The following is a 22,573-nucleotide window of genomic DNA, read 5'->3' as shown; positions in this document are numbered from 1 at the left end:
AATATATTTGAAACAGCTTCAGACTAAACAACAATTACAATGATTTCAGCTAGTTCGGCAAGACTTTTATCCTTTTCAAGCGGATTACGACTTCAACTAATGATTTCAACACAATTTAAGACAGAGGAATGTTTGGCATGGGGAAGATCGCTAGAACCTATTTTGAAGAAAGACGTTTCTTTACCTGACATAACTCCAATATTGGAAAGATTATTGACTGAGCCAGAATTTGCATTGGACGATCTTAGGCACAATACAATTGCCTCCGGAATTGTTGGCTATACTTCGTCTATAGAGTATTACTTACAGGACATTATCGAATTATGTCTAAAGCGAAACTCGGGCTTAAGAAAAAAAGGATTAAGCGGAATACAACTTCCGGCACTGGAATTGGAGCATTATTCAGATACCAAATCCATTAAAAGTAAACTTATTAAATCTCTGTCAAGCGAAAATTCAAAAGGTGCTCTATTTAGCAATAAATTCAAAAAAATAAGCTCGTTCCTGTCATTAAGGGACGCTTTGGTCGATGCAGACGTTATTAAAAGTTTAGATAGTCTCTGGTCTATGCGTAATAAATTTGCACATGAAAATCAGGCAACCCTAAAATCATATAGTATTTATTCGACAGCAGGCGAAATAAGCCTATCCAGGCAAGTATCTGCGGAAGAGTATACTAAGTTTATTTTTGAATTGGTGAAGATAATCGATAGAAGTAACGACAGCTTATTCATTGTTGATCAAATGGCTCTTCAGAAATGGAGCGCTGACAAATTCGAATAATTTTCCGCAAAATAAATTTCGCGACTTGGGCACGATCGGCAACCATAGGAATCTTCAATTGACCACCATAACGGGTTTTACAGAATGCTTAATAACATATCGAACCATGTCTCCATTTAGCATTCGGTTAAGGGCCGTCTGACAGCGAGCGCTCATGACGATCAGATCAGCATCCCATTCCTTTGCGGTTTGGAGTATCTCCTGCTTGGGGAACCCTTCCGGGGTGAAACGATATATCTCCTGAGGATCCGCATGCATTTGAACAAGTTGGGTAAGGGTTTCCTGGGCTTGTTTCAAGAGAACAGTTTGGCTTTCCTCCGGGGTGATGCCCAGGTCTGCATTGATTACCTCTTTGGTGCGGTCGATAACAAAAACGAGACCAATAATGGCATGAAGATTATGGGCTAGTTCGAAGCCCGCCCTAGCCGTTGCGAGGGCGCCGGCACTACCGTCCACCGCAATGAGGATTTTCTGGTAGGACATAACGTATCGTTTTTTGCAATCGTGAAAGTTATCGGTACGGCTCCGGGGATATCCCCCAACAAAGGTAGACTGTTTAAAGGGTTCGAAGTTAGCAGGGATGAACAATTGTTTGTTCCGATTACTTGATTCGAGCTTCCGTGGCCGCATTTTTGAGCGATTCGCTAAGCCGGGCGGCATCCCTTCTTTTACGCAGCCTGCCCCAGGCGTCCATCGTGGTGGGGCTGGGCTTGAAGTATTTCTGCGCAAGCAGCGTAGGTAAGACCGCGCTTAAGATGACGACGGTTACCAGGATTGTATATTGCTTTTGATTGAGTATATGATTGTTAAGGCCGTAAAGAGAGGCGATGGTGCCAAAGGTTAGGCCGGTGCCCATCAGCAGCGTGGTATAGTGGCTCTCCTTACTGCGCATGCTGAAAACGCGGGCGAAAGGGAATACACCGATGTATTTAGAGCCGAGTTTCAACAGGAAAAGGAAGGAGATGACGCCCAGAGCGGACCAGACCGCAGGCAGGGAGACGTAAAGCCCTGCCTTCAGGAAGTAGAAGGGCGTGAACACGGCAAAAGCAATGCTGCGCATGCGGTGAACCAGCGTCTTATCGCGCATGAAGACGCCGGCCACAACCAGGCCGACCAGATAGGCCGGCAGGACCGCTTCGCTCTTAGCGGTCGTAGACAGTCCTCCCAGGAAGAACAGGACGAGCAGCAGGAATTTGACCTCGGGTTCGCTGATCTGGTGGGCTCCCATCCGGGATATGATGAAGTTGGTCCAGCGGGGCATATACCAAAGCATTAAACACAGGACGCCAACGAAGAGCAGCATCCACCAGTTAAAGCTGGCGAAGAGGACACCGAGGGCTAGTACAGTGCCGAAATCCGTGATAAAGCACGCGGCCAGGATCATTTTGCCCAAGGCCGTTGTGCTGTGGCCCGTCTCGATCATGACAGCGTAGACGACGGCAACGGAAGTAGTCGAGAGAGCAATTCCCGCGATCTGCGCCTGGTGGAGTGACCAGCCGAGAATGAACTGGGCGAATGCCCAGACTAGGGCAAACGGAAGCAGGAACGAAAGGATGCCGATAACCAGGCTCGGGCGGAGGTTGGCTTTGAGGGATACGGGGTCTATTTCAGCGCCCGCCAGGAAGGTGATCACTCCACTGCCGAGCATGGCCAGGAAGTTGATCCAGTCGGTGGTTTGGTGGACGCCGACCAGGATCTCGATCAGCGCCACAGAGACTTTCAGCCGGATGGAAACGATGCTGGCGATAAGGGCAAGTCCCATCCAGATGGCGGCGACAAACCAGATATTGCTCAGTATATTTGTCACGGGTTATTACTTTTAGGGCGGGATTTTTTTGGACCTGGCTTGTAATAGAGCACGCCGGCTTTCTCGATGGTGATGAGGCCACCGCAGCCTGCTTTTTCCAGTAGCCCCCCGGCGACATCTACAAAGGCATTTATCTTTTCCTCCTTATCGACGATTTCGACGATAATAGGGAGGTCCTGGGATATTTCGATGAGCCGGGCGGCATGTACCCGGGAAGAAGCGCCGTAGGACATGATGCCCCGGATGACCGTGCACCCCGCAAGTTCCCGCTTTTTCGCTGCCATGAGGATGGCTTCATACAGGCATTGGTGGCCGATCTTGTCGAGCTCGCCGATGAATATTCGCAGTAGTTTGGAGTCCCCATTTAGTTCCATATGACAATTTTTATAATACTCTGACAAGGAAAATACCCAGGAATACGGCGGCGACGCCCAGGACGACACTGGCAATGGTGTAAAGCCCTACGTATAGAAAATCGGAGCCACGGATCAGGTTGGCGTTTTCATAGGCAAAGGTCGAGAAGGTGGTGAAGCCGCCGCAAAAGCCTGTCGTGAGGAAGAGCCGCCAATCGGGCGGAAGCAAGTTGCCTTTTTCGGATAGGCCGTAAAAAAGACCAATAAGGAAACATCCTGTTACATTGACCAGGAAGGTGCCCAAGGGAAAGACGAAGGGATAGAGTTTATACACATAGGTCTGCGCGCCGTAGCGCGATAAACTGCCAAGGGCGCCTCCGAGCGCGATGAGCAATGCCGCTTTCATTGATTCTTTTTTTTCGGGAATGTATAACGAGAAATGGACGCTTGGGCTACTACTGCGAACAAATCCGGACAAGCTGAATGGTGGGTGTGGCAATAATGTTCGAGGGGAATCCGTGTTGATTGCATACCTGCCAATTTAAATCAGTTGATCTAATTACTGCAGGCGTCATCAGCCCCTCGGACATTGTCCGTGCCCGGAAGGCGGCTACTGCTATCCGGACGGGCGGTTGATAAGGTGGAACACCATCACCTATACACTAAAGTTACTAAGGATTAGCAGGAAAGCCAAAAAAAGCTCTGGATTACCAGCGCTTTATAAATGAACGCGGCTGACAATTAGGGTTTGATAGGGTCAGCAATAGGATGGTTAGCCGTGAAGTGTAGGCCCAGCAACCGGGCAATGGTTTGAGCGTATTGCTGCTGGTATACCTGCCCGGGGGTTTTAACCTCGCCTTTGGAGGGAATGCCCGGCCCCATAGCGATGAAATAGGTCTCGTTGGAATGGGCGATGCGAGCGCCGTGACTGGTCCATTCTGCGCCGGTGCCGCGACCGTGATCCGGGAAAATGAGCAGGTCGGTCTGACCCTTGTAGAAGGGGTCGGATTGAAGGGCAGCCCAGATATCTTTGAACATGAAATCAGCATAGTGGGCGGCGTCCAGGTAATCTCCATATTCGCCGGCATGGGCAAAATCGTCGTTGTCGCCAAGATCGATATACAAAATGCGGGGGTGGTTGGCCAGGAGATAGGACTTGGCCAGCGGGTATGTTCCCGCATCCAGGCGTTCGCCCTTGCCAAAGACATCGGGCAGCAGGTGCTGGAAGGTGTTGGCTTCTTTTTGCAGCGCTGTCAGGTGGTCGCCCTGCACATCCTCGCCGTAGATGTTGACGAATATTCCACTCCGGTTGCGGTTGATGATGCGGGCGACGGCATCCCAGGAAGCAAAGACCGCTATTTTGCCATGGAAAGCAGGCTGACCGTTGATGTATTCGAGGACGTTGGTATTCGGGTTGTCAGGATAGTCGTTGGAGTTTACGGCGCTGTCGAAGTATCCGGTAAAGATCTCGCTACGGCCGGGATAGGAGAACCAGTATTTGTTGACGACATTGACATTATTGCCAAAGTTGCGGTTCCCAAAGAGCTCGCCTTCGCGGACGATAGTCCCCCAGGTAAACGGCATGAGTTTCCGGCGACGTTCTTCTGCGGTAGGCGCCCAATATTTCCCGACCGTCCATGCGGAGTCGCTGTGGTTGTATTTTCCGTCGAAGATCAGTGCCGAATCGGCGCCCTGGAAGAGCTCTTGCCATCGGTATCCGTCCATGACGAAGATGACGAGATTTTTTGCAGGCGGGGTTTGCTGGGCGGAGGCGCCAAGCCCGGCGGTGAGCATTACCACGACGGCCAGGCAAAGTAGCAGGGTATGTTTCATGCGATAAATATAACCGGAGGATGCTGATTGGATCTGATCGGCGGGTTAAGAAATATTAAACTTTTGTTTAGTAAAGCTGGTGAAACAGCGGCTGCCGGGCGGGAAGGTGTCGGTTCGAGCAGCAAACAGAGTACAATGGTAAGGGCCAGAAAGAACAAAAAGGCCACGGCGGCGCTTTTGAGCGATTCGATGACCACACGCCGGCCTTTGAAATGATGCTGGTACTCATTGTAGGTAATGAGATAGGCCATGACGCCGGCGACCGCACCGGCAATCAAGCCGAGGAGCAGTATCGTTCTAAGGTTCATGCAGCGGCAGTTTTGGTTCGACGGTATAACAGTCGCAGGAGGCTTGGGAATACAAAGAGCAGCAGGGGTATTCCGGCGACGAAGCCGCCGATGACGGCAACAGCCAGCGGCTGCTGCATCTGGGCGCCCAGGCCAATACCCAAGGCCAGGGGCATGAGGGCGAGAATGGCGCCGATCGCCGTCATGAGTTTGGGCCGGATGCGCAAGGCGATAGCATATTGAATGGATTCATCCACGCTGCCGCCTGCCTTAAGATTGGCGAAAAACTGGTTGATAGTGAATATGGCGTTCTCCGCGATAATGCCTACGATCATAATGATGCCGGTATAACTGCTGACATTGAGTGGAATGCCTACCACGTACAGGGCGAGGATACAACCCGCGATCCCCAGGATGGACAGGAACAGGATGAGGAAAGAGATCGTCCATGACCGGAACAGGAACAGGAGCACGGCAAAAACAAGGATACAGGCCGTGGCGAGGATCAACGAGAGCTCGTCAAAGGACTGCTGCTGCTCGGAGTAGGCTCCGCCGAAGGCAATCGTATAGCCCGGTGGCAAAGGGAGACCGGCCTGGAATTTTTGTTGGATCTCCCTGATGGCACCACCCAGGTCGCGATTGTCGAGCCGGGCGGTCAGCACAATGTCGGATTTCAGGTTCTCGCGTTTCAGATCGGTTTCGCCGCTAATGATCCTTACATCGCAAAAAAAGGATATCGGTTTCGTAGTGCCGTCGGGAAGGAAGAGCAACTGATGCCGGATCTTTTCGAGGTTGTTGTCGGAGAAATTGGTAAATCGCAGCAGTATGCGGCGCATTTGCTCGCCGTCCTGGATGCTGCCTACCTGTACGCCGCCCGCCATGATGATCTGGGCAGGGTCGAGGGTGGGTGTATTGGCGTTGATGCCAAGGGGGACACCGCCGGTATAGGCCGCAAGTTGCGTCTGAAAATCGGTAAGGGTGATATTGAACTGGGCCAGCTTTTGAACATCGGGAATAAAGACCATGGAAGGGCCGGCAAGAACAAGGCCGTTATCGATGTCGGCGACTCCCTTGACGTCGTTCAGAATGGTTTCGGCCTGCCGGGCAAGGGCCTCGAGCGTTTTCTGGTCGTCCCCGAATATCTTTATTTCGATAGGGCTGGGCGTACTCATGAGGTCTCCCAGCAAGTCGGAGATCCGTTGACCGAACGAGATATGCAGGGCCGGCAGGGTGGCCTCGATCTGCCGGCGCAAGTCGCCGATGACATCGACGGTTTTGTGTTTCCGGGATTTCCTTAATTGGATAGAATAATCCCCGAAGTTCTGCGGTATGGCCGTAAAACCCATGTGCGTGCCCGTGCGGCGGGAGTAGGTTTCGACCTCCGGGTGATGCAGCAGGATCTGTTCCACCTGCCGGAGCATATGGTCCGTCTCATCGAGCGAAGTGCCGCTGGGAGAACGGTAGTCGAGCACGATGCTGCCTTCATCCAGGTCGGGCAGAAAGCCGGTCTCGAGCTTGTCGGCAACATAGAACGCTGCGCCGGCAAGCGCCGCGACGAAGACCAGTGCGAAGACGGGCTTGTTGAAGAACCAGGTGAGCCAACGCAGTTTGTTGGTTCCCCTCGACGCTGGCTTATGATGTTTCCCGGAGGGTTTAAAGCCGATCAGGAGGTGCAGGACGGGTAGCACAAACCAGGTGCTGAGGAAGGAGCAAACCAGGACGATCTGCATGGTATTGGACAGTTCCTCAAAGAAGCTGCCGGCCAGGCCGCTCATCATGCGGAAGGGAATGAAAATGACGATGGTCGAGAGGGACGAGCCGACCATGGCGGGAAAGAGGTCATGGATAGCCTCTTTGACGACGGTGAACCGGTCTTTTCCCGGGTATTCTTCATGAACCCGGTAGATCTGTTCGATGATGACGATGGCATCGTCGATGATCAGGCCGATGGCCGCCGCGATGCCGCCGAGCGACATGATATTGATGGTGATTCCCGCCAGGTAAAGGAAGGTGATGGAAAAGGCGATCGTGACGGGGATGGTGAGCAGCACGACAAGGCTGGCTCGCCAGGAACGCAGGAAGGCGATCATCACGAAGATTGCGAGCAGGAGACCTTCATAGATGGTTTTCGAGACGCTGTTGATGCTGTCGCCGACGAACGCAGATTGGTCGTAGTATGGCTTTAGTTCGATACCGGGCGGCAGGACCTTTTTGATCTGTTCGGCCTTCACACGGACATCGCGCGCAAAATCGATCAGGTTGACGCCCTGTTGCTTGACCAGGTCGACCTGTACCGCGTTGTTGCCGTTGGCGTTGAGAATGACGAATTCCTGCTGCTCTTGCAGGTCGATGGCGGCGATGTCCCTCAGGTGGATGATGCGGGTGCCGTCGTTCCTGATGACAATATTTTTTAAACCTTCCACATCGTTGACCCGTGCTTCTGTAAGAGTCAGATAGAGGCGGCGGAAGTCGGCGAGTTCGCCGTTGGATTCAACGAAATTGGTGTTGTTGAAGACGGTGATGAGGGTGTTAGGGGTAATGCCGAGCGACGACATTTTGACGGGATCGGGGATGACGACATATTCTTTGGATTTCCCGCCGCGAACGATGACGTTGGAGATACCGGAGACCTGGGAGAAAAGGGGCCGCACGAGGAGGTTGGCGTTGTCCTTTAGGGCGATCAGGCCCCGGGTCTTGCTTTCGAGGGTAAAGCCGAAGACCGGGAAGAGCGACTGGTTCATCGCCTCCATCGAAATAATGACGCCCGGCGGCAGGAGGCTCTTGATCTCGTTGATGCGGCTTTCGATCTGGGTCTTGGCCGTATAGATGTCCTGGTCCCAGTTGAAATACACGTCGATGTTACAGCTGCCGCGGCTGGTGCTGCTCCTGACCGTGGTGACGCCCTTTACCCGCTTGACTGCGCTTTCGAGTGGTTTGGTAACCGTGATCATCATGCGGTCGATAGGCTGCTGGCCATTGTTGGCGATGAGGGTGATCTTCGGGAAGGTCACTTCCGGGAACAGGGCCGTTTGCATGCGGGTATAGGAGAAGATGCCGGCGGCGACGAGCACGATGGCAATGAAGAGTATCGGCCGGGAGAAGAGCTGGAAATAATTCTTTGACGGCATAGCAGAGCAATAGAATGTGTTAAGGAATGAGCTTCACTTGCGCGGTATCAGCCAGACCATAATTCCCTTCGGACAGGATACGATCGTCGGGGTTTAGCCGGGGTGATAGGATCTCTACTTCGGTGTTGTTCCGGATGCCGGGTTGAACGTTGACCTTTACCGCCGTGCTGTCGTTGACCAGTCGCATGATCCAGAAGCTCTTCATGAGTTCGTCGCTGAGGACGCAGCTTTTGGGGACGACCTGGGCAGCTCTCTTGAATTGTGTAGTCAGCAACACCGAAGCCACCAGGCCTTCGGGAAGAAAGAGATTGCTGGCCGGCTGCACCAGGTAGGTCTGTGTTTGCGTTTGGGGGTTTAGGGCGCTGAGGGGTTTCACGATTCGACCTTCTACTGCTGATTGATCAGGAAGGACAATCCGGCACGCATTTCCGGGACGCACCAGCGAATGGTATTCGAATGGCACGTTTAGCTGGAAGGCCAGGTCGCCGTTCTGCGTAATCGTGCACAGCGGATTGCCTTCCATGACATATTCCCCGCTTTGCTGGCGATCGATGGTGGTGATCAGGCCACTGGCAGGGGCCTTGATAACAAGATTACCAAAGTTTTTGAGGATGGTATCCCCGGGTAGTGGAGTGCTGCCCAGCGCATTTCTTTCCTTCGTCTCTATCTCATAGAGCGTCTGGCCCTGCCGGACAGCGTCGCCATACTTGACCTGTACCTTCGTAATATAGCCGGCGACCGGGGTGTTCACCTGGCTCCGCCGAAGGTAGACGGAAGTGGCAGTGAGGGGCACACGGGCAGCCATGTCCTTAAACTGAGGCAAAACCTCCCTGACATGGGCGATGGAGCGGATCACCGGCTCGGGATTATCGCCGGTATTGTGACAGGCGGCGATAAATAGACAGGCGGCCAGGATTACGAGGGTTCTGTTTTTCATCCTTTTTGTTTTACCAATTCCAATAATTGTACGTGTTGATCAAAAGCTGTTGATCTCTTTCCATGGTCGTATAATCATTTTTAAGCGAAACCAGGCTTTTGATGGTGGTGATATAATTGATGACCGATAGCTGCCCTTTGGCCAATTCTTCCTTATAATAGGTCAATAGCTTGTCGTATTCGGCAAGTTGCGCCGTGCTGAGGGCCATCCGTTCCCGGAGCGATTGGAGGGCAGATAGCAACCTGGCCTTCCTGACAGCGTTCCGGGTGAGGAATTGCTGCTGGTACTCGCCGGCTGTACGCAGGAGGATATCTGTCTTTTGCTGGTTGAGCCGTCTCTGGTGTCCATCGTAAAGGTTCATGGTAAAGCTGACGCCAGCGCCGATGCCGAAGCGCCTGGGCAGAGTAGGCAGGTTCACCGCATTGAGTCCCGCGTTGGCGAAGGCGCTGACCTGTGGCTTATACTGTAATTCGAATACCTGCTGCCGGGCCAGCAGGGAGAGGCTGTCGAGGTGATATTTTTCGGTGAAAGCGGAGCTGGCCGGGGCTTCATTTAACCTAAGGTCAGGTTCGGGCAGCGTATGGTAGGACGTGTCGGCCACGCCGCAGAGAATGTTCAAATCAAGGAGATCATTGCGATAGTCGGACTGGAATTGGTTGAGAGCAATATTTTGCGTTTGTATCTCAATGTCGAGCAGGATCAGATCGGAGAGCTTATAGATCCCGGTGTTGATCAGGCGAGAGATGAGGTCTTTTTGTTGACGCAGCACGTCGATGATCTTTGCCTGGTAAGTGATCTGTTTATAGGCCTGGAGGCAAAGGATATACTGGTCGGTCACCCATTTGCCGATGTCGTGAACGGCGAGGCGGATGTTGTTGTCATTCACCTGGGTGCTGATCTCCGCTTCCCTGGCGGCCGTCTTGTATTTGGCATCGCTGAACAGCGGCTGGCTGATACCGATGAGGCCCTGGTAAAGTCCGCCGTTGGTGAGCGAATACTCGTAGCCTATGTATTTGCCGGGCGCATTGGCCGGATTTAGCTCGGGTTGGGTCTTATTGTTGTCCTGCGAAAGTACAGGAGCGAACTGGTAGTTGCCGTCCAGTCCTATCCGGGGTTGGGTAAAGACGGCTTTTATCCGTTGGATCTCCACCCTGGTTGCTGCGCTTTGGTTTTGGTTGTCTTTGATAAGCGGGCTGTTGGCCTGGGCGATACGGATATAGTCGGGCAGGGTATTCTGTGCATGTGCGGTCTGTAGCACGGTAGCGAACAGTAGAAGCGTGAGCAAAGGCGCTAAATGCATATATGGGTTTTAGTCAGCGGGTTGATAAATGCGGATCGCCGCTTGCCGGCCATTGGCCTGGGGGACGGCCAGGAAGAGCTCGTCCAGTTCCGGGGAATAAAGCGACGTGCCGGCGCCTTTGGCCGTAGGGATCTTTTCCAACAGTTGATAATGATCCGGGTCGTTTTGGCTTATTACGTCGAGAAATCCTTCGCCGCAGGAAATATACAACCGGCGCCTGTGTTCATCGTAATAGATGCCGTCTGCTTCCTTGTCGATGTCGAGGCTGGCAATGGAAGTTCCGGTAGCAGTCGAAAAAACAACTAGCTTACCCGGTTCGCAACCGACAAAGAGACGCTGGTGCGTTCGGTCCAGGCCCATGGGGACGTTTTCAACTGCTTCCATTACCGGCCAGGTGGCGATGATTTTTCGGGTGACGCGATTGGCCACCTCGATCCTATTCTTACGCGGTATGTTGACATAAATGCGGTTGCCGTCCAGCTCGAATTGCTTGGGATAGTCGGAGAGTGGTATCTGGCCGACGATGGTATCCTCGCGGGTGTCGATGATGCCAAGGGCGCCGAAGCTATCGCCCACACCTACCCATAGCAGCCCTGTGGTCTCGTCGAAGCGGAGATTATTGCATTTTTCCTTGAAGGAGAAGCGGTGGAGGATGCTGAAACTGCTGTCGTCGAATTCCGTGACCTTTCCATCGCCGCCGGTGGCGACATACAGTGCCTTTTTTTCAGGCCGGTAAACGACCCATTTGGGCTCTTCGAGGCCAGGGATACTATGGACCGGGCGTTGTTTGTCCAGGTCGAGGACCTCCAGCGTATGGTTGTCTTCTGCCGACACGAAGAGCCGTCTCTTCCCCCTATCGAGGGCCATCAGGTCGAAGCCTCCTTTTACCACCGGAAGAGCCATGCTTGTCTTTTGGATAAGCCTGGAAGTGCTGTTCGAAGCATTATTCTTGCCCGGCCCGTGACAGGCTCCCAGGACAGCAAGGGAAAACAGGATACTGCACGATTTCGAAAATTTATTCATATGAGGTTAGGTAAATATATGGACTGTGCATAACTGCTTTTTAGTATAGCCCGTAAATATCCGGGCAGGTTCTGAAAAATTGCTGAAATACCAGGCCGCAGGCGCCTTAGGCGGCATTATTTTTCTTCAAAAGGTACTGGATTTTCCGGCTGATGCCGGCGCGGCGCAACAGTAAGTGCCCCGCCCAGGCCGAAAGGATGCCCAGCACCATAGCGCCCATTACATCGCTGCCGTAATGCACGCCGAGACAGATCCTGGAATAGCCTACGGCCAGGGCCCAGGCCAGGACCGGAAATACAAGCACCCAGGAATACCCGCCCAACATGAAAAAGGCCAGGACCGTAAAAGCATCCGCTGTATGGCCGGAAGGGAAAGATCCTCCGCCGGCATCCGAGAGTTTGTGGATAAAGGGATAGACCTCATAGGGACGCATTCGATGTACCAGCGGCTTGAGTACCTGGACTACGACCGTGGCGACAAGTAGGGAACATAACAGGAGCAAGCCTTCGGCGAACAGGAGCCTGCGGTCGCCTATTTTACCGGAAAGAAATGCAGGCGGCTTTTTTGCTATGGCGGCAAGGATCAGGTAAGGGGCGACGAAGCCAAAGCTGATATAGGCGGTGGTATTGCTGATCAGTTGGAACAATCCGTCCCAGGCGGTAGCGCGATGCAAATGGATATAGCGTATCAGCGCCATATCGGAATAGCTGCCCGAAAGCATACAACAACCGATAAACGCGAGGAAGGCAAGTGCCAGGAGGGTCCATTTCATGCGGCAAACGTCGCTCAGGGTTCTGTAGAAAGTCTGAAAGCGGGAATTCGGCGCCGGTTAGCCTTGCCCAAAAATTTTGTTGTATATATCTAAACCGTAACTTGTCGGCAATGGCGCAGCCTCAGCCAATTTAAATGTTCTTCCTGCATCGGGTTCTCTCTCCGCCCTAAGAAAAATAGCCTTACCGTCTTTGTTGTTACTATAATACTCGTGAGCAAATTCGTATAAATGGGTAACGAAGAATAGTTTCAAATTCTTTTCCAGTAAAGCGGTTGCGATCTGTCGCGCTATTTCCGAGCCCTCTCGTTCATTAGTGGCGGCGAAGGATTCATTGAACAAAAACAGTGAATGCGAAGTTACGTGATCCGCGATAGCGCTCATCCTGCTCAATTCCTCATCCAGCTTGCCGCTTGTCATGCTGACGTCTTCTTCTCTCTTGAAATGGGTGAACAGGTTGGTGCAAAGATTGGCGGAAAAATGCTGGCCGGGTACGAACAGGCCGCTTTGCATCATCAGCTGGGCTACGCCGATGCTTCGGAGAAAGGTTGATTTACCGCCCTGGTTAGCCCCGGTGATAAGGACCAGGCTTTTCTTTTCCGCTTCCAGTTCGTTACCTACGATTTTTCGATTCATTTTCAAAGCCAGGCTGGGATCATACAGGCCGCTGAAGGAATGTCGGTGTTCTTCCGCCGGCACGGGTTGGGGAATGCATACCGGCGCTTCCATTCCGGTAAGCCGGTCATATAAATTGAGACAGCCGACATAGAAAGCCAACTCGGTCCGGAGCATCTTAAAAAAACCTAAGATATGTTCATTGGATTGGGCCAGCGAATTTGCCACCCGGTTGATGCCCTCGTTGGTAATAGCGGATAACGCCCTGGCGCCGCCTTCGTCCCGGGGATGGATATTGAATGTGTAAACCCGGTCTTTTTTCGGAAAAAGCCGCTGCAGCCAGTTTCGCCGCTTTCCCTGGTATCGGTGCAACCTGGGCAGGCTCCCTTTGTTCCCTTTTCCTAATGTATAGCTGATCAAAATTCCATCCTCGAATCTGAGGGAAACCAGGTGATGTTGAATTTCCTCAAAATAGGCGTCTTTTAGCTCATTTTGGAGCATCATGAAAAGCCTGTTGAAACCTTCAGAATGGAATTTGCCGGCATTGGCATCGGCAACCTTCCGGAGTTGCTTCAGCATGTCTACGAAATATTCCATGAGCCGGAGGCCATCCGATAGAATGGCGGAGGGGTATTTTGAAAAGACGCCGAACCAGCCGGTTCTTTTTACGTCCAGCGCTCCCTCGGTGATATCATAAAGCAGCCTGACAACGGCAGGATACTGCAAACAGTCCTTCAAAATATCCTGCCGGTAATGGATGGTGTCCAGACTGTTCGTTACCGCGTCCAATATGGTTTTCGTCACCACTTCCAATACCAGTTCGTCGTTGCCTGCCATGACGTTGAGCAGAACAGGTAATTCCAGATCCTGCACCAGGTCTCTTTCATTCCAGGGCAAGGGCTTTTTCGGATCGAAGTCCTGCTCTTTGTATAGTAATAACGCTTTCATGTATTGATCCGATGTTGCAAGTCAGTATACGTGACCTTGTATTTCTCCGCTATTGACAACGCATAGGCCAGGCCGTCCGCAGGCTTTCTTTCGATCTTGAATGTGCGCAGGCTGGGGTTCCCGGGAACTACGGTACTGACCATGCTCACCGTCTTCCCGCTAAAGGTCAGTAATTCCTCGATAAAGCTTACCCAAACGCATATCGCGTCCAGCTGGACGATCTGCTCCATGATCTTTTTGCTTAGCAGGATAGCGTCCTGCAAGGTGGTAGAGGACAGAATTTCATTCAGGATGATGATGCTGTTCGGGGTGGCTTCCAGTAGTATGCTGTGCAAGCGGAACAAGTCATCCTCCAGTTTACTTCTTAGATTCCCGATATGCTCCATTTTTTCAAAATGAGTAAAAAGCCTGTCGAACAAATACAGTTTGGCTTCCTGGCCGGGAATGGGACAGCCGAGTGCGGCAAGGTAATGCAGCTGGCCGAAGGTCCGGGCAAAGGTGGTCTTGCCACCCTGATTGGGACCGCTGACAACAAAGACGCGCTCCCCGTCTTTCAGATAGAAATCATTTCTCACCACGGAAAGACCGTTTTTCACCATTTGGGAAGCCAGCGCCAGGTCGAAGCTTTCATAATCGTAAATATCCCTGGTGTCGCCGGAAATTTTGGGGTAACAGAAGGGCAGACCAGCCTGTTTCATTTTGGAAATGTACTCCAGCCAGGATACATAGAATTGGATCTCCCGGTCGAATTGCCGGATCGTTTCATCTTGGTAGCCCGCATTCCTTGCGCAATAGTCGTCGAGAGCGGTGAATATCTGTGGATACAGGGTGGCGACGCCTTCGAGAATGGAGGCCTCCACATGGTTCATTTGCAGGGTAGGCGTAAATTGAGCGCGGTAGTCTTTCACCGGGTTGCGGCTGAACTTTTCGAATGTCCTATCCACTTCGGCACTGTAGTCTGTTTCTTCCCGGTAGGGGAGGACCTGTACTTTAAGGCCGTTGGTAAGTACGCAATATTCTATGGAGGCCAGGTCCGTGAGTAGCCGGGTTGTATCGGTGACAAGCGCCAGAAAGGCCGGGGATTGCAGGTAGGCGGACAGGTATTTCCGAAAGGCCAGCAGGCCGGAGGAAGCCAGGGTTATGGGCTTCAGCGCCTGAAACAAAGCCTGGATGCCGGCGCAATAGATATTGACTGCCTCCAAAAAGAACCGCTCATCCTGATGCTTGTAGTTACCAGCTTTCGGATCGGGCAGTTGCCAGCGCATGGCCCGCATAGCTTCCGAGAATTGCACGACACAATTGAGCAGGTTGGCATTTTCCAGGTCCCTCATGACTTCTTGCCGGTAGACTATCTCCGCTTCGTCGTGGAGAGGCGTATGAAAGAAGGACTCCAGGTGGTACTCCTCTTTGCCGTAAGTGACCGAAGCTACCACCTGCACCAGGTTCAGATCGGTAAAGAATGCGGGCGCCTCCTGGCTCAGCGCAGTTCTATTTATGAATAAGATGCTATTAAAGGAGATTCCGGTGGATGGTATTGTTTCTCTTGGGTTGATCATATCCTGAACATAGTTTTAGCGTTTTTGGGTAAACTATGAGCAGGAGTCATTAGTCCGCGGCGGGCGAGACGTTTAAAGGCGAACTCCATCGCCGTGATATCTCGAAGTTACGAAATTTTCCCCTGCAACAGGCATTTTTCGCCGATTTGCCGGATATTCTCATAGGAGTTGCGGAGGTATTGCGGTAACTCACCAGGCCGCCCGCTGCTAGGACTCTCGTCATACGATTGCTTTTGAGGATTGAAAATGGATACTGAAGGAATGCAAGGGATCGGAATATTCATAGCGAAGGGGAAGGGCGTATTTGTCCGCGATCTCTTTGACGATGGCCAGACCAAGGCCCAGACCTTTTTGCGGAGAAGCGTGTTTTTTGAAGCGGGTAAAAAGATCTTCACTGGGGAACGGCAGCGGATGACCGCTGTTGACGATGGTCAACCTGGCATCTGCGAGATGGATGGAGACGGTGCCATTCGGATGGTTGTGCTGGATTGCGTTGGTCAGCAGGTTGGTGATCATCATTTGAACGAGGGTCTCGCTGCCTTGCATGCGGACATCCTGCGCCGGTTCGAGTTGGAGGCGGATGCCTTTGCTTTCGATCATGTCCTGGAGAAAGGATACTGAATTGTGCAGCAGCATGGCCACGGACAGATCACTGGACTCAGGGAACTGGTTGTTGCCGATCCTGCTTAATAATAATAGCCCTTTATTGAGTTGATGCAACCGTTGGACGGCCTCATAGAGCACTTCGAAGTCTTCGGATTCCCTTGTGGTGAGCGAACGGCCTTCGATCATATTGTCCAATTTCGACCGGAAAATGGCCAGGGGTGTCTGCATTTCATGGGAGGCGTTTTCAATGAAGGCTTTCTGGCTCAGGTATACGCGATGGTTGCGGCTTACGAGCTCGGTGATCGCCTTGTTAAGATCGTCAAACTCCCGGATGGCAGATGGCTCGAAATTCGGAAGATGCCCCCCGTCGAGCTCGTATTGCCGAAGCTTCGCAATGGTACTGTAGAACGGCCGCCAGGTCTTCCTGGAACGGAAACGGATGATAAGGACCCAGCCGGCGAGCAAAAGGAGCAGTAACACGGCCTGGGCCTCGGCAATACCGATGATAAGGTCCCGGCTTTCGAGCAGGGAAGCTCTTACGATGAGCCGGTAAGGCCGGTTTTCGATCGTGATGCTGCTGACCAGCTCCCGGTAGGGCTCGATCTCATGGGGCAGCGGGTATTGGGTGAAATAGATGCTGTCGCCGGCGGCAGTTCGGGATAAGGGGGCAATCCGGACATCGTCGTCCATGGCTAGCCAAAGATCGATATCCCGCTGGGTATGCAGATGGGAGGCACGTACGCGTAGTTCGTCCCTTTTCAGGAAAAGGGCATCATCGACATCCTGGATGTACAGCTGCTCGATGATAAAGTAGAACAGGGGTACACAAATGAGGAATATGAGCAAGGCATATTGCGCCAGCTGACGGATACTTTTATTAAGGAGCTTCATGGCAGTCGAATTTATAGCCGAGGCCATGAATGTTTTTGATATAGTCCCGGCACCCGGCTTCGGCCAGCTTCTTTTTCAGGTTTTTCATATGGGAGTAGACGAGGTCGTTATTTCCTGCGTATCCGCTGTCGTCGCCTGAAAGATGGTCCGCAATGGCTGCTTTAGAAACGATCCGGCGTTGGTTGGAGACGAGCAGGAGCAGCAAAGCCGTTTCTTTGCGACTCAACAGGATGGGGCGGTGATGCACATACACCTGCCGGTCGTCGATATCCAATTTCAGTTCGTTAAGGATGAGGTGTTTGCTGCCGTCGAAGTGCCTGCGACGCATGACCGAATTAATGCGGGCGTTCAGTTCCGGGAGGTGAAAGGGCTTGGTAAGGTAGTCATCGGCTCCGAGATCCAGGCCCCGGATCTTGTCTTCCATGGAATCCCGGGCCGTTAAGACGATAACGCCTTCCTTTCTGTCCTGTTCGCGTATTTCCCGGAGCAGGTCAAGGCCATTACCGCCGGGGAGGGATATGTCCAGGATGATACAATCGAAAGTGCCGAAAAGTAATTTTTCCCTGGCGTCGTCGAGGTGGGCGGCCACCACGCACTGGCTATTCCTGCGGTGGAAATATTCGGCGATGTTCTGCTGTAAGGCCGGTTCGTCTTCTATGATGAGTAGTTTCATGATGATGGGATCAGTTGTTCAATTATTTCGATTCGATGCCGGAGGTCTTGAATTTCAAGAGTTACCTCCTGTTGCTTTCGCGATTTGGCGCTTATCGCGTCGGCAATGAGTTTATCCAGATTCTCTACCAGGTCGTGCAGGCGCCGGTCGAGCTCATAGCTGAATTGCCGGAATGATTCCTGGACACGATATTGAAGGTCATAAATGACGGCAGCAGAGTTTTGGACCACCAGGGTGTCAAAATGTGCGGTTAGTCGCTTGAACAGGCGTTTCTTCCTGCTGGCGGCGGGTAATAGCCTTTCGAACAGTGAGGGCTGGGATGAAACAAAAGGTCCCGGGTCTGCGGACAGATAAAACGGAGCATACACTTCCAGATCGAACCGGCCGGCGATGATGTCGAAATCGATTCCCATTATCGAAGACAGATGTTCAATGAGCTCGTTCAGGAAACTTTGGGATCGCCGGCTGTATTGGGTTAGTATTTCCATAAATTTCTCTTTCAGCCCAGCTTCGAGCTGGTGGCGGCATCGTTCGAAGCGATCTAATAACTGCCGGTTCCAGTGAGCCATATGATCGTGGAGGACGGCGGTGTCCGATGGCCGGGCTAACGCCGTAGCGGTGCTCTGGCGAAATTCGTTGCGGAGGGCATCGGCTTCCATTTGAAGGATGCGCTGTATGTGCTCCTGCATAAGACGTGTTTCGCCGCGTATGCTGTTCTCGAACTCTTGCTTTTGGGAATCCAGCAGCATGATCACCTCCCGGAGCCGGGATTGTTTCAATTCCAGCGCTTCCATCGGCATCAGGAGGGCGTCATGCTTTAGACGCAGTTGGGCCAAAAGCCGGGAGCACAGCCAGCGGTAGCGTTGGGCAAAGATATTTCCCAACAGGCTTTTCCCTTCGCCTGTGATCAGGCGATCGAGAATATCCAGGATGTTTTGGATGCCGCTCTCCGGGCTGCGGACGGTGAGCCAGTCTTTCGCCGACACCGGCAGGATCGGATCTTGCGGATCGAGCAGCTTTCTTTCGAGCAGGACTTTTTTGTCGTGTGCCACCAGGCGGTCCAGATCGCCGGAGGACAGGAGATCCATCTTATTCAGGACAAAAATAATGCGGGGGACCACGGCTTTAAGCTCCTGCAAAAATTCCAGGTCCGCCTGTGATACCGGCAGGTCTGCACTGAGGACGAATACCGCCGCATCTATTTTCGGAATGAACTGGCGGGTACTCTCGGTATTGTGGATATAGGCGGAACCCAGGCCCGGCGTATCGATGAGGGTGACCTGTTGGAGCAAGGGCGAGGGATCGAACAGTCTCACCGTTTCTATTCTTTTGGTATTGGCCGGGTTCTCTTCTTCGCTGATATATTGTGCCGCGGCTTCCGTCGGCGCCTCTTGTATCTCTCCACCCAGATAGCAGATGCGGGCATAGGATCGCGCGGGATCGTATTCGAAGCTGGTAATGACGCTGGTAAGGGGAGTCACGGCTACAGGGGCGAGCTCTTTGCCTATGAGTGCGTTGACCAGGGAGGATTTGCCCCGTTTGAAGAGACCGACGACCACGAGGTTAAGTTTTTGTTCCGTGACTTTTACCCGAAGTTCGTCAAGCTCCCGATAGAAATCCCGGTCGGCCAATGATCCGGCTGTTTGTTGCAGCCGGTCCAATTGGAGGCAGAGATCGGATAATATCGGAACTTGTGTCTGCATGCGGATGGTAGATTATTGACCTTTTCTCAATCCTTCGTCATAGGCGTTACCCAGGCCTAGCCGGTGGATTTGCGCCAGAACAGCTTCCACGTCATAGGGAACATATCGGAAGGTCACCCGGATGCTGCCTGGGTCCTCCAATTGCAAATTCTTCCCGAATTCGAGAAGGACATAGCAGGCGGAGGGATCTCCATGTTTCGGTTTTCCCACCGACCCGACATTGATCGCATGCCGGTAAAATTTTCGGTTCTGCTGTTCACAATAGACCGGCCGGTGAAAAGGCTGGTGCGTATGGCCCATGAGCAGAATGTCGGCATCTGCTGCCTCCAATTGCTCTCGCAGGTGATCGTCCGGCACATCGGGACGAATATAATCATCGTTTCCGACAGGACTGCCATGCAAGAGACACACATAAAAGGAATGAAACGGAAAACGGTATTCCATGCGAACAGAAAAAGGCAGGTTCCGCAGGAAGGAACGATTTCCGGCAGTGATCCGTGTTTCTACCTGCCTGATGGACTGCTCACCAAATATTTTTTGTTCCCTGCTGGTATATGAATACGGAAACTGGGTCAATTGGTACCCAATCCCTTCATCGTGGTTGCCTTGCACGGTAGTAATGCCACGGGTTCGTATCAGCTCGATCACCTCGTTGTCCCAGCCGGCAAAATTCACGAGATCACCGAGACAATAGATGTCGTCGGGTTCTTGCAGGACGATGTCCGCCAGCACGGCTTGCAGGGCGGGAAGGTTGGCGTGTATATCGCTGATAAATGCAATTTTCATGGGATCAAGTTTACTTTCGGGTTGTTTTATTTTTCCGGATATATATTCCAAGGACAATGATGGAGAGCAGCTGCATGTTCATGGAAAATACGACCAGGTTGATGAGCGAATGATCATACAAATAGCCCATGTAGGCGCTGCCGGCAAACCAGGCGACGCCGTAGAAGGTGTCGAACAGGCCGAAAGCAGTGGCTCTTTTTTCCGGCGCTACCATGCCGGCGACGATGGCTTTCAGGATGGAGCCCTGGGCGCCCATGCCGAGGCCCCACAGGATCATGCCTGCGATCGCCCATTGAGCGTTAGCTAAAAAAACGAGGGGGGCGAAGAACATGCTCAGTACTGTAGCGCCGAGCAACGTGAATGCGCCTATCCGGTCGTACAGCCGGCCGATCAATAGGGCGGAAAAAGCTTCGCTAAGCATGGCGGCGGCATAGAGTACAGGTATCCAGACGTCCTTGAGCAGAGCTTGCTGCTTGAAATGGTAAGCGATCAGCGGATAATCCGCATAGCCGGTGGCGAGGCACATGGCGGCTATAGTGTATAAGATAAAGCCGGTGCTGGTGAAGGTTTCTGCCTGCTCCAGGTGAACCGTTTTGATCTCGAGATCCTGCGGGCGGGGGTACAATTTTTTGGCCGCCAGAAGCACCGACAGAGCGCAAAGCGCCGGGATCAATAGCAACAGATAGGCATTCCGGTAGTTGTCGTGCCGGTAAAACAACACGGCACTGACCAACAAGGGACCAACGGTGGCGCCGAGCTGGTCCATAAATTCATGCAACCCGAAACCCCAACCTCTCCCGGTTTCTTTGGAAGCATGGGAAAGCATGGCGTCGCGGGTGGGATTGCGGATGGCTTTGCCCGCCCGTTCGGCAATCATGAGCAACACAGCTACCTGCCAGTATCCTGCCCAGGCCAGCAATGGCACGGACAGCAGGTTGAAGATATAACCAGTCAAGAGGATGGTCCAGTATTTGTGCGACCTGTCACTGAGGTAGCCGGAGAATAGGCGCAACCCATAACCTACCAATTCGCCAAATCCGGCGACGATGCCGACGACAGTTCCACTGGCGCCCAGGGTTTGCAGGAAGGGGCCGTTGACGCTGCGGGCGCCTTCGTAGGTCATATCGGCAAAGAGGCTGGTACAGCCTAAAAAGATGATAAACCGGATGGCCTTTTTTCTGGCCGGATTCTCGACGCTGACTTCGGTCGATTTTATTTCCATGCTAAGCGTCGTTTGTTTTGTTTTATCTTATCCCGTGATAAGGCAGCTTCCGTACCAGGTAGATAATTTGCTTTTTTTGATGGCTTTTACTGCTTTTTCGAGATCATAGGATACGCGGAAAAAATCGACTTGCAGGGCGGTAGGGTCGCTGCGGAGGTTCTTATTAACATCCAACGTCAGCATAAGATAGGAAGCGCGCCAATCGCCATCCTGTGGTTTGCCGACCGAACCCGGACATAGGACATGACGAAAGGCCTCCGGCTGCTTATCTTCATCAGCAAACCGATAATGATAGGGTACATGGGCCTGACCACATACCAGCACATCACTCCCGGCTGCGTCTAGATACTGGCGGTATTGACCGGCGGGAAGATGTCGAAACAGGGTGTCGTCGATGCTTCGGGGGCCGCCATGGACCAGCAGCAGCGTAAAAGGGCTTTCGCTCCGGTGGCGGATGCTCAAGCGCAGCGAAAAGGGCAGGCCGGCCAGGAAAGAACGGTTTTCGGGTTTGATGTTGGCAAGCGTATAGGCAATGGCTTCGAGCCCCCACTGCCGGGCTTCCGGAAAAGTATAGGAAAAGCGGAAACGGCTTTTGCCGGTTCCGATACCTTCATCGTGATTTCCCCGCACGGTGGCAATACCTCGCTGCCGGATGATCTCGACGACTTCATTGTTCCAGACGTTCTGATTGACCAGGTCGCCGAGACAATAGATAGCATCGGGCCGCTGGGAATCCAGGCCGGCCAGGGTAGCTTCGAGGGCCGGCAGATTGGCATGGATGTCACTGATGAAGGCGAGTTTCATGGCTTGGTCTTGAACTTTTCCCGGTAGGCGGCCATGCTTTCCCGGATGCACGATTGGGCCTTTTCACGGCCATACATATTCCCGACAGTGACCTTCTTTTTTTCCAGCGTCTTATAGCTTTCGAAGAAGTGTTGGAGCTCTGTCATGTGGTGTTTAGGAATATCGGGCAGGTCGTGGATATGGCCGAAGGCCGGGTCATGCGCGGCGACAGAGATGATCTTGTCGTCTGCACCGTTCTCGTCCTCCATATGCATGATGCCGACGACCCGGGCCTCGACGACGCAAAGCGGCTCGATGTCCTGGGAGCACATGACCAGGATGTCCAGCGGGTCTCCATCGGCAAACCAGGTTTGCGGCACCAGACCGTAATTCATGGGATAGAACATGGCGCTGTAGAGCACCCTGTCAAGCCGCAAGAGGCCGGTGGGCTTATCCAGCTCGTATTTAGTACGGGCTCCCTTGGATATCTCGATAACGGTGCGGACGACGGCAGGCGCTTGGTCACCGATCGGAATATGCCAGGGATGCAACGTAGTAAGCATAGTCATC

Annotated in this window: 21 protein-coding genes and 2 riboswitches; of the genes, 1 reads left to right on the top strand and 20 read right to left on the bottom strand. The window is 52.8% G+C overall.

The window, feature by feature from the left end; genetic code table 11:
• Positions 1–39 precede the first annotated feature (39 nt).
• The gene (locus VHE34_RS00685; protein WP_325583515.1) at positions 40–783 is read left to right on the top strand and encodes a HEPN domain-containing protein; all 744 of its coding nucleotides are present in this window, start codon (positions 40–42) and stop codon (positions 781–783) included.
• A 54-nt stretch (positions 784–837) separates the two neighbouring features.
• Here the strand turns inward: VHE34_RS00685 and VHE34_RS00680 are convergent, their stop codons facing one another.
• The 20 genes from VHE34_RS00680 to VHE34_RS00585 all read right to left on the bottom strand — a co-directional run bounded on the left by VHE34_RS00680 (position 838) and on the right by VHE34_RS00585 (position 22,572).
• Positions 838–1,266: a universal stress protein gene (locus VHE34_RS00680; protein WP_325583513.1), complete on the bottom strand. Its 429-nt coding sequence runs from the start codon at positions 1,264–1,266 to the stop codon at positions 838–840.
• Between the two features lie 118 nt (positions 1,267–1,384).
• The gene (locus VHE34_RS00675; RefSeq protein WP_325583511.1) at positions 1,385–2,590 is read right to left on the bottom strand and encodes a cation:proton antiporter; all 1,206 of its coding nucleotides are present in this window, start codon (positions 2,588–2,590) and stop codon (positions 1,385–1,387) included.
• Positions 2,587–2,964: a DUF190 domain-containing protein gene (locus tag VHE34_RS00670; protein ID WP_325583509.1), complete on the bottom strand. Its 378-nt coding sequence runs from the start codon at positions 2,962–2,964 to the stop codon at positions 2,587–2,589. Before VHE34_RS00670 ends, VHE34_RS00675 begins: the two co-directional genes overlap by 4 nt.
• 10 nt (positions 2,965–2,974) lie before the next feature.
• Complete coding sequence (gene crcB / locus VHE34_RS00665) at positions 2,975–3,349, bottom strand: fluoride efflux transporter CrcB (protein ID WP_325583507.1); 375 nt, start codon at positions 3,347–3,349, stop codon at positions 2,975–2,977.
• Between the two features lie 152 nt (positions 3,350–3,501).
• A riboswitch (Fluoride riboswitch) is annotated at positions 3,502–3,608 on the bottom strand.
• A gap of 76 nt (positions 3,609–3,684) precedes the next feature.
• A complete protein-coding gene (locus VHE34_RS00660) occupies positions 3,685–4,776 on the bottom strand; it encodes a hypothetical protein (RefSeq protein WP_325583505.1) in 1,092 nt (363 codons plus the stop codon).
• Complete coding sequence (locus tag VHE34_RS00655) at positions 4,773–5,084, bottom strand: hypothetical protein (RefSeq protein ID WP_325583503.1); 312 nt, start codon at positions 5,082–5,084, stop codon at positions 4,773–4,775. The genes VHE34_RS00660 and VHE34_RS00655 overlap by 4 nt, the downstream gene beginning before the upstream one ends.
• Entirely contained in the window at positions 5,081–8,191 is a 3,111-nt protein-coding gene (locus VHE34_RS00650) for an efflux RND transporter permease subunit (protein ID WP_325583501.1), read from the bottom strand. Before VHE34_RS00650 ends, VHE34_RS00655 begins: the two co-directional genes overlap by 4 nt.
• Before the next feature lie 19 nt (positions 8,192–8,210).
• Positions 8,211–9,128: an efflux RND transporter periplasmic adaptor subunit gene (locus tag VHE34_RS00645; RefSeq protein ID WP_325583499.1), complete on the bottom strand. Its 918-nt coding sequence runs from the start codon at positions 9,126–9,128 to the stop codon at positions 8,211–8,213.
• A gap of 10 nt (positions 9,129–9,138) precedes the next feature.
• The gene (locus VHE34_RS00640; RefSeq protein ID WP_325583497.1) at positions 9,139–10,428 is read right to left on the bottom strand and encodes a TolC family protein; all 1,290 of its coding nucleotides are present in this window, start codon (positions 10,426–10,428) and stop codon (positions 9,139–9,141) included.
• A gap of 9 nt (positions 10,429–10,437) precedes the next feature.
• Complete coding sequence (locus VHE34_RS00635; RefSeq protein WP_325583495.1) at positions 10,438–11,451, bottom strand: YncE family protein; 1,014 nt, start codon at positions 11,449–11,451, stop codon at positions 10,438–10,440.
• 106 nt (positions 11,452–11,557) lie between these two features.
• Positions 11,558–12,223, bottom strand: a complete 666-nt coding sequence (locus VHE34_RS00630) for a phosphatase PAP2 family protein (RefSeq protein ID WP_325583493.1) — start codon at positions 12,221–12,223, stop codon at positions 11,558–11,560.
• 57 nt (positions 12,224–12,280) lie between these two features.
• Entirely contained in the window at positions 12,281–13,783 is a 1,503-nt protein-coding gene (locus VHE34_RS00625) for a MutS-related protein (RefSeq protein WP_325583492.1), read from the bottom strand.
• Complete coding sequence (locus VHE34_RS00620; protein WP_325583490.1) at positions 13,780–15,339, bottom strand: MutS-related protein; 1,560 nt, start codon at positions 15,337–15,339, stop codon at positions 13,780–13,782. Before VHE34_RS00620 ends, VHE34_RS00625 begins: the two co-directional genes overlap by 4 nt.
• 33 nt (positions 15,340–15,372) lie before the next feature.
• Positions 15,373–15,441, bottom strand: a riboswitch (Fluoride riboswitch).
• Between the two features lie 117 nt (positions 15,442–15,558).
• Positions 15,559–16,836, bottom strand: coding sequence for a HAMP domain-containing sensor histidine kinase (locus tag VHE34_RS00615; RefSeq protein WP_325583488.1), 1,278 nt, complete (start codon positions 16,834–16,836; stop codon positions 15,559–15,561).
• Positions 16,823–17,509: a response regulator transcription factor gene (locus VHE34_RS00610; RefSeq protein ID WP_325583486.1), complete on the bottom strand. Its 687-nt coding sequence runs from the start codon at positions 17,507–17,509 to the stop codon at positions 16,823–16,825. Before VHE34_RS00610 ends, VHE34_RS00615 begins: the two co-directional genes overlap by 14 nt.
• Positions 17,506–19,212, bottom strand: a complete 1,707-nt coding sequence (locus tag VHE34_RS00605; RefSeq protein WP_325583484.1) for a dynamin family protein — start codon at positions 19,210–19,212, stop codon at positions 17,506–17,508. The genes VHE34_RS00610 and VHE34_RS00605 overlap by 4 nt, the downstream gene beginning before the upstream one ends.
• A 12-nt stretch (positions 19,213–19,224) precedes the next feature.
• Positions 19,225–19,998 (bottom strand): metallophosphoesterase family protein, encoded by a 774-nt coding sequence (locus tag VHE34_RS00600; RefSeq protein WP_325583482.1) that lies wholly within the window; start codon positions 19,996–19,998, stop codon positions 19,225–19,227.
• Positions 19,999–20,008: 10 nt separating this feature from the next.
• Positions 20,009–21,220 (bottom strand): MFS transporter, encoded by a 1,212-nt coding sequence (locus tag VHE34_RS00595; RefSeq protein ID WP_325583480.1) that lies wholly within the window; start codon positions 21,218–21,220, stop codon positions 20,009–20,011.
• 27 nt (positions 21,221–21,247) lie between these two features.
• Positions 21,248–22,024: a metallophosphoesterase family protein gene (locus VHE34_RS00590; protein WP_325583478.1), complete on the bottom strand. Its 777-nt coding sequence runs from the start codon at positions 22,022–22,024 to the stop codon at positions 21,248–21,250.
• A complete protein-coding gene (locus VHE34_RS00585) occupies positions 22,021–22,572 on the bottom strand; it encodes an inorganic diphosphatase (protein WP_325583476.1) in 552 nt (183 codons plus the stop codon). The genes VHE34_RS00590 and VHE34_RS00585 overlap by 4 nt, the downstream gene beginning before the upstream one ends.
• Position 22,573 lies beyond the last annotated feature (1 nt).

The organism is Puia sp., from assembly GCF_035546395.1.
GTDB lineage: Bacteria > Bacteroidota > Bacteroidia > Chitinophagales > Chitinophagaceae > Puia.
The sequence above is the reverse complement of the archived record's forward strand: the minus strand, read 5'-3'. Positions and strand labels throughout refer to the sequence as shown.

Bases quoted from the DNA above. Each gene is read 5' to 3' on its own strand.
- VHE34_RS00685 (WP_325583515.1), top strand. From the start codon at position 40: ATGATTTCAGCTAGTTCGGCAAGACTTTTATCCTTTTCAAGCGGATTA.
- VHE34_RS00680 (WP_325583513.1), bottom strand. From the start codon at position 1,266: ATGTCCTACCAGAAAATCCTCATTGCGGTGGACGGTAGTGCCGGCGCC.
- VHE34_RS00670 (WP_325583509.1), bottom strand. From the start codon at position 2,964: ATGGAACTAAATGGGGACTCCAAACTACTGCGAATATTCATCGGCGAG.
- crcB (WP_325583507.1), bottom strand. From the start codon at position 3,349: ATGAAAGCGGCATTGCTCATCGCGCTCGGAGGCGCCCTTGGCAGTTTA.
- VHE34_RS00660 (WP_325583505.1), bottom strand. From the start codon at position 4,776: ATGAAACATACCCTGCTACTTTGCCTGGCCGTCGTGGTAATGCTCACC.
- VHE34_RS00655 (WP_325583503.1), bottom strand. From the start codon at position 5,084: ATGAACCTTAGAACGATACTGCTCCTCGGCTTGATTGCCGGTGCGGTC.
- VHE34_RS00650 (WP_325583501.1), bottom strand. From the start codon at position 8,191: ATGCCGTCAAAGAATTATTTCCAGCTCTTCTCCCGGCCGATACTCTTC.
- VHE34_RS00645 (WP_325583499.1), bottom strand. From the start codon at position 9,128: ATGAAAAACAGAACCCTCGTAATCCTGGCCGCCTGTCTATTTATCGCC.
- VHE34_RS00640 (WP_325583497.1), bottom strand. From the start codon at position 10,428: ATGCATTTAGCGCCTTTGCTCACGCTTCTACTGTTCGCTACCGTGCTA.
- VHE34_RS00635 (WP_325583495.1), bottom strand. From the start codon at position 11,451: ATGAATAAATTTTCGAAATCGTGCAGTATCCTGTTTTCCCTTGCTGTC.
- VHE34_RS00630 (WP_325583493.1), bottom strand. From the start codon at position 12,223: ATGAAATGGACCCTCCTGGCACTTGCCTTCCTCGCGTTTATCGGTTGT.
- VHE34_RS00625 (WP_325583492.1), bottom strand. From the start codon at position 13,783: ATGAAAGCGTTATTACTATACAAAGAGCAGGACTTCGATCCGAAAAAG.
- VHE34_RS00620 (WP_325583490.1), bottom strand. From the start codon at position 15,339: ATGATCAACCCAAGAGAAACAATACCATCCACCGGAATCTCCTTTAAT.
- VHE34_RS00615 (WP_325583488.1), bottom strand. From the start codon at position 16,836: ATGAAGCTCCTTAATAAAAGTATCCGTCAGCTGGCGCAATATGCCTTG.
- VHE34_RS00610 (WP_325583486.1), bottom strand. From the start codon at position 17,509: ATGAAACTACTCATCATAGAAGACGAACCGGCCTTACAGCAGAACATC.
- VHE34_RS00605 (WP_325583484.1), bottom strand. From the start codon at position 19,212: ATGCAGACACAAGTTCCGATATTATCCGATCTCTGCCTCCAATTGGAC.
- VHE34_RS00600 (WP_325583482.1), bottom strand. From the start codon at position 19,998: ATGAAAATTGCATTTATCAGCGATATACACGCCAACCTTCCCGCCCTG.
- VHE34_RS00595 (WP_325583480.1), bottom strand. From the start codon at position 21,220: ATGGAAATAAAATCGACCGAAGTCAGCGTCGAGAATCCGGCCAGAAAA.
- VHE34_RS00590 (WP_325583478.1), bottom strand. From the start codon at position 22,024: ATGAAACTCGCCTTCATCAGTGACATCCATGCCAATCTGCCGGCCCTC.
- VHE34_RS00585 (WP_325583476.1), bottom strand. From the start codon at position 22,572: ATGACTATGCTTACTACGTTGCATCCCTGGCATATTCCGATCGGTGAC.